We start from the raw sequence: 279 nt of genomic DNA, 5'->3' as shown, positions 1-279 counted from the left end.
GCCTTCATCAGGATCACGCCGCCGCGCGGGCCGCGCAGGCTCTTGTGCGTCGTCGTGGTCACGAAATCGGCGTGCGGCACCGGGTTCGGATACAGCCCCGCTGCGATCAGGCCGGCGTAGTGCGCCATGTCGACCATGAAGTACGCGCCGATGTCCTTCGCCACGCGCGAGATCCGCTCGAAATCGATCTTCAGCGAGAACGCCGAGGCGCCCGCGATGATCAGCTTCGGCTTGGTTTCGTGCGCGCGCTTTTCCAGTGCTTCGTAATCGATGTCTTCG

At 64.2% G+C, this 279-nt stretch carries 1 pseudogene; it reads right to left on the bottom strand.

What is annotated here, in order from left to right:
• Positions 1-279: pseudogene (gene glyA, locus ACYP33_RS32195) on the bottom strand (serine hydroxymethyltransferase); the annotation flags it as partial.

It is taken from the genome of Burkholderia sp. 3C (genome assembly GCF_054589155.1).
The sequence above is the reverse complement of the archived record's forward strand: the minus strand, read 5'-3'. Positions and strand labels throughout refer to the sequence as shown.